Origin of the sequence: Clostridium sp. AM34-11AC, assembly GCF_003435375.1 — a bacterium.
GTDB classification, from domain to species: Bacteria; Bacillota; Clostridia; order Lachnospirales; family Lachnospiraceae; genus Pilosibacter; species Pilosibacter fragilis.
In genome coordinates this window covers 1-5,060 of the sequence record NZ_QWGL01000066.1, presented here as the reverse complement: position 1 = coordinate 5,060, position 5,060 = coordinate 1, and the positions used below count along the sequence as shown (strand labels likewise).

The 5,060-nt window shown below is 42.7% G+C and carries 7 protein-coding genes and 1 pseudogene; all 8 read right to left on the bottom strand.

Going from position 1 to position 5,060, the window contains the following annotated elements; translation table 11 throughout:
* Nucleotides 1-86 precede the first annotated feature (86 nt).
* Nucleotides 87-1,538, bottom strand: a complete 1,452-nt coding sequence (locus DW826_RS17395) for a hypothetical protein (protein ID WP_015552614.1) — start codon at nucleotides 1,536-1,538, stop codon at nucleotides 87-89.
* Complete coding sequence (locus DW826_RS17390) at nucleotides 1,535-2,671, bottom strand: hypothetical protein (RefSeq protein ID WP_015552615.1); 1,137 nt, start codon at nucleotides 2,669-2,671, stop codon at nucleotides 1,535-1,537. The genes DW826_RS17395 and DW826_RS17390 overlap by 4 nt, the downstream gene beginning before the upstream one ends.
* 129 nt (nucleotides 2,672-2,800) lie before the next feature.
* The gene (gene mobC, locus DW826_RS17385; protein WP_015552616.1) at nucleotides 2,801-3,142 is read right to left on the bottom strand and encodes a plasmid mobilization relaxosome protein MobC; all 342 of its coding nucleotides are present in this window, start codon (nucleotides 3,140-3,142) and stop codon (nucleotides 2,801-2,803) included.
* Complete coding sequence (locus DW826_RS17380; protein WP_117485865.1) at nucleotides 3,142-3,324, bottom strand: DUF4316 domain-containing protein; 183 nt, start codon at nucleotides 3,322-3,324, stop codon at nucleotides 3,142-3,144. Before DW826_RS17380 ends, mobC begins: the two co-directional genes overlap by 1 nt.
* Nucleotides 3,325-3,336: 12 nt before the next feature.
* On the bottom strand, nucleotides 3,337-3,726 hold the full coding sequence (locus DW826_RS17375) for a hypothetical protein (protein ID WP_242994146.1): 390 nt from the start codon (nucleotides 3,724-3,726) through the stop codon (nucleotides 3,337-3,339).
* A gap of 18 nt (nucleotides 3,727-3,744) precedes the next feature.
* Complete coding sequence (locus DW826_RS18770; protein ID WP_242994145.1) at nucleotides 3,745-3,927, bottom strand: hypothetical protein; 183 nt, start codon at nucleotides 3,925-3,927, stop codon at nucleotides 3,745-3,747.
* 11 nt (nucleotides 3,928-3,938) lie between these two features.
* Nucleotides 3,939-4,868: pseudogene (mobQ, locus tag DW826_RS17370) on the bottom strand (MobQ family relaxase); the annotation flags it as partial.
* Nucleotides 4,849-5,060 (bottom strand): hypothetical protein (locus tag DW826_RS18495; RefSeq protein ID WP_207659899.1); only part of this gene is annotated, 212 nt, incomplete at its 5' end. The pseudogene mobQ and the gene DW826_RS18495, both read right to left, overlap by 20 nt.

The window sequence follows — 5,060 nt, the reverse complement described above, 5'->3', positions numbered from 1 at the left end:
CCGGGGACATAAATGTTGCGAAAGATTAGTGAATCCTGTCCTCAATTAACAAACAGGGAGAGTACAAATTGTACTCTCCCTGTTTGTTAGTTGTTTCGGCCTTCAATTGCACGATTCTTAATTTCTATCAGTTTTTCATGTTCAAGATCATAAATGCTTGCAAAAAAGATTTGATTGTCGCATAGTTCGGCGCTTACTAAGTTTTCAATTAGCTTCATATTGTCATCATCTAACTCTTTTCCCTTGGGAGAATCCAATACGATAAACAATTTTGTGTCCATGCTTTCTTCTATAACCTTTAAAAAAGCCACTTTGAAAGCAAATACCATTTTTTGCAGAACTGCACCCGAAAGCGATTTTAAGTCTGATGTAAAGATGAAATCCTCTTTGGCTACCATTTTATCATCAACATTAAGCTGGGTTGCATATTCTAAAACATATTTATAAATTTTCGATATGTAAGAATTTTGATTTTTAATCGTTCGTTTTATTTCGGCTTTAACATGCTTCAAATCGCTCTTTGTTTCATCTAAAAGCTGTTCAACTACGGTCTGATCAATATTAAAATTGGCAAGTTGCTTATTAACAAGGGTATCTTTTGATTCAGCAGAAAACATGCTTATTTGTGCATTTTTGGCATGATATTCACATAGTTTTACGTCATAAGAGGAACGTTCACGTTTTAACTTTTCTATGTTGGTCACTATAATGCTTCTGTGCGCTCGTAAATATTCATAATTTGCTGTCGAATTCAGCAATGTAGTCCTGTTTACCGGAATTATAACATCATCCTGTTTCACGGATAAATTCATTGAATCAATATAGTCGAAGAATTGCTTTTCTTTAAGAAGAACAGAGTTAATTTCTTTTAAAGCATTTTTTTCATTTTCAAGTTTGATGTTACAATACGCTATTTTTTCGTTGAGTTCTTTTTCTATGTCTGAAATGAATATTTCTCCGTTTTGCTCATAAACTTGCTCACTCAATTCTTGTATATTCAGCATTGCCAAATATTTGTCTCTGTTTAGTTCGAGTGTGGTTTTCTTTTCGATCAAATCATCTATATCAATTCCATTTAAGCCCGCAAGTAATTCCTCAATGCTAAATTTTATCTTTCCAATGACGGTTCCACGATTTAGAAGTGTCCATCCTTTGTCTTGATCAACATACATAAACCCCAATAAATTTTTTAAAACTTTGATGTTTTCATATTTAAAAACAAACGACAAAAAACTCATATGTTGACTGGGAAGTGTGAACTCAATGCGACTGTTTTCGGAGAAAAGTGTAAGCAAATTATTTTCCCGAGTGGCAGTATATTTTTGCCCTTTTTCAGAAAATGTTATCTCCGTAATAATATCTTCATATTTAATTCCACGCATATTAGGAATTGGATACCCCAACGCATAAAATAGAAGTCTAACAAATGTAGATTTTCCTTTTGTGTTGGTCTTAGAATAAATCAGATTTCTCTTTTCTGAAAAAGTGTCTAAATTTTCTATCATACCTTCTCGTAATAGAAGTTTCTCTATAATCATGCTTTCACCCCGACTGCGCTACATACCTTTTGGACTACTCTGTTGCTTGTAAGTATTCTATATAAAAATACTTTTGTTAGATATTCTGTTAGTTCATTATCGCCATTACTCAACATTACAAATTCGTCTCTAAATTCATCGCCGTGTTCTTTAATAAATTCAAGTTCTGGTTTTTTAATTGCTTTCCCTATTGATTGATTTTTAAATTGCGCATAGCGTTGCAAGACTTTGTTGGTAAATTCGTAACGTGCATGATAGAAACTTTTCGGATCATTCATGACGCGTTCAACCTCTTTTTTTATAGACTGGTCCGGCAAAAACGATAAACAATCATCAATATCCGGAAAATTCCCATCAACCAGAAAAGCTACAATTGGCCAAGTAAAATCTTCTTTCAAAATCTTCTTGTTTTTATTCTCATCTTTTATGGTAGAGTTGTGTTCAAAATTCAGTTGCCAGTGCTCCAATAACTTTTGTTTTATGGAAATGGCATCATCTCTTGTTAATCCGATGGTATCTGTCAAAAAACTTAAAACGGAATCGCCAATAATGGTATATCTGTTTTTCTCGTTACCGTAATACGGATATATTGTTGATATATATAAATTCTCTTTGTGGAAATTCTCAACTTTTTCTTTTATTTGTTCCAATTTTCTGATTTTCAGAGGATCTTTTTCTTTTTTTATTTTTTTTGCAATGTTTTTTGAGATTGAAAGGATGGTATCGTCAATCTCTTTCTGTATTCCCGCTAAGCAATCATTGTACGGGATAATACTATTGTTAAAAAAATTTGGAGCCGACTTAAATGTATCAGGTATATTAGAAATGTACACCAATTGGTTGTCTTTATACGGATTACGTGCTAACGATATTATGGCATCTTTAAATTTTTCCTTTTGGTCTTTGATGGTTGTGCTATCTTGTGCAGATTTCGCCTGTGCAAAAACCTTTCGTTCATCAATCAAAGTAATTTCAATATCTTGAGATATGGATTCAATTTTAATATCTGCTGCATCTGGCATATACTTTAAAAAAAGAAAAATGCCTGCATTTGCTTGAAAATTCCAACCAAAAGAAGATGCAGAAGCATCATTACTAAACTGGCATATATCCTCATTTAAATATTCACTCATCAAATCTCACCAACTTTCGATAGATATTTTCATTTTACCATATTGCGGTAAATTTTTCTATCATACAATACAGTGAGAATAAAAAGACGAGGGCGGCAAGCCCCACAACGGAAGCCTGCCGCCCTCGTCTCACTTTGCCACCAGCTCGGAGAGCTCCCGCAGCACCTTTGACACCTCGCCCCATAACTTTTCATAGTCCCGCTTCAATCCGTCGATTTCCTCCGGGTACACACCATAGGTATGTGCGTGTATGGCAACCTGATTGAGATTGTTGGAACAGCGCCGTTGCAGAGAGATCAATTCTTTTACGGGCGCAAGGTCGATGTGCAGGATATACCCGTTCAGAGCCATTTTTCGCACATAGGCCCCGGCGTTGGAAATGCCCGCCTCGACCATCCGTTCATGGATGGCTGCCAGCTCGTCCGGCGTTACCATAACGTGCAGATGGACATTCCGCTTGCGGTTCTCCATCAGCGTTCCAGCTCCCGGCCTTTCCGGTGCTCTTTGGGCTCCTTTACCTTGTCCAGCGGTTTTGCGTCCAGCTCCGGGGGCGTGGGCGGGGTGGGCGTGTTGTTGGGTACGCCGTCGATCATGTTGCAGTTCTGCTCTGTGGAGAGCTCGGCGGTTTTCAGATAGTTGTCTTTTTCGTGCATGGCGATCCTCCTTTATCGTTCCTCATGGTTTTTATGGCTCCGCTTCTGGCCGGGCTCCTTCGGGGGGTTCTGCCCTCTGGTTCCTTCTTTGAGCTGGGCGGTAATGGATGGGCGCACCCGGTCAGGATTGCCCGGTGCTGGTTTCAGCTCGTAGTCCTCCATCTGCTTTTCGGTCAGCGGCTTTGCATAGGTCAGTTCGCCCCATGCCATCAGCCTGCCGTCCGCCACAGGACGCCGCCTGTCATCATCATAGTTGACGATGGAAAGGGGCTGGTTATCCGGCGGCTTCGGATAGGTGCCTATGTCTACGGGGCGCTGGGTGGAATAATAGCGGTAAACGCCCTCCAATCCCGGCTCGGTATGTCTGACCGCCGCATGGTAAAGCTGCTGATAGTCGTCCACCCGGCGGTCAAAGTCCCGCTACGCCCATGCCTGGCTGTTTCCATAGCGGCCCCAGTAGTAATCCCGATGGCCGTTTTCCCCCTCGGTAAACTGCCAGGTCACAAAGGGGCTCGGCGCTCCCGGATTATGCCCAAGCGCAAAGCCGTGTCCAGTTTCAAAGGTGGCAGCTTTCAAAATCACATATCCTTGTACTGTCTCCAAGAGATCCCTCCTCGTATCTCCATATACTTCATCAGCAGATTGGGAAGAAGTGTCGCTTCCTCCGCCGCTTTTTGTGCAAGCAGCTCTTTCCTTTTTTCGCCCAGCTCGGTAATCCAGCCTTTGAGGTTTTGGATAAGCTGCCTGATAGACTTCATCAGGCGGTTGGCGGCTCTGATTTCCCTGTTCAGGTTGCCGATATTCGTCTGGATACCACGCTTTTCCATCTGCCGGACAGCAACTCCCTCATGGACAGTGGGGACAATATCAAGCCCCTGTCTGGCATAGGAACGCAAGTCCACACGCTCCGGACGGTCATTGGCTTCCAGATAGCGGTTCTGGATGACCTCCCATTCATGCCGCCAGATTTCACAATACTTCTGGTCGTTCCAGTCAACCGTATCCTCCTTGTGGCTTTTCCACCTGCCGGATGGCAGTTTTATCCGTTCCCCGTTCGCATCAAGGTCATAAACCTTGCGGCTTTTGGGAAGCCATTTCCCATGTTCGTCCATTGCCCGCATGGTCAGCAGGACATGGGCGTGGGGATTGTGTCCCGGCGGATGGGGGGCATGGATGGCAAAGTCAGCAATCATGCCTTTGGAAACAAACTGCTGCTGGCAAAACTCCCGAACAAGGACAGCATATTGGTCGGGTAGTATCTCTCTGGGAATGGTAAGCACCCACCGCCTTGCAAGCTGGGAATTCCATTGTTTTTCCACCGCTTCGGCGGCGTTCCATAGGGTATTGCGGTCTGCATACGACCGTGGGGCATTTGCCGGGAGCAGGATTTCATTGTGGACGATACCACGCTTTTCCGGGTAGTGCTTCACTTGCTGGTCATATTCACAGAACAGCTTTTCGCCGCTCTGGTAAGCAGCGGCGGCAACCACAGACTGCTGTTGGCTTCGCTGCACAATAGATATTTCATTGTGCGGACAGGGCATTTCGTATCACTCCTTTCGGTAATCGGTGGATGGGGTGGCGTTTTGCCACCTCATTTTGGGCAGAAAAAAAGCAGGCAACCTTTTTCAGATTTCCTGCTTGGTGTGCCGCTGTGTGGGCGGCGGGTATTAAGTTGTAAAAGTTCAGGACAAATTGACCCGATGTGTGGGTGGCAAATTGAAAGTTTTCTACTT

Coding starts and splice junctions, on each gene's coding strand:
- DW826_RS17395 (WP_015552614.1), bottom strand. CDS start 1,538: ATGATTATAGAGAAACTTCTATTACGAGAAGGTATGATAGAAAATTTA.
- DW826_RS17390 (WP_015552615.1), bottom strand. CDS start 2,671: ATGAGTGAATATTTAAATGAGGATATATGCCAGTTTAGTAATGATGCT.
- mobC (WP_015552616.1), bottom strand. CDS start 3,142: ATGGAGAACCGCAAGCGGAATGTCCATCTGCACGTTATGGTAACGCCG.
- DW826_RS17380 (WP_117485865.1), bottom strand. CDS start 3,324: ATGCACGAAAAAGACAACTATCTGAAAACCGCCGAGCTCTCCACAGAG.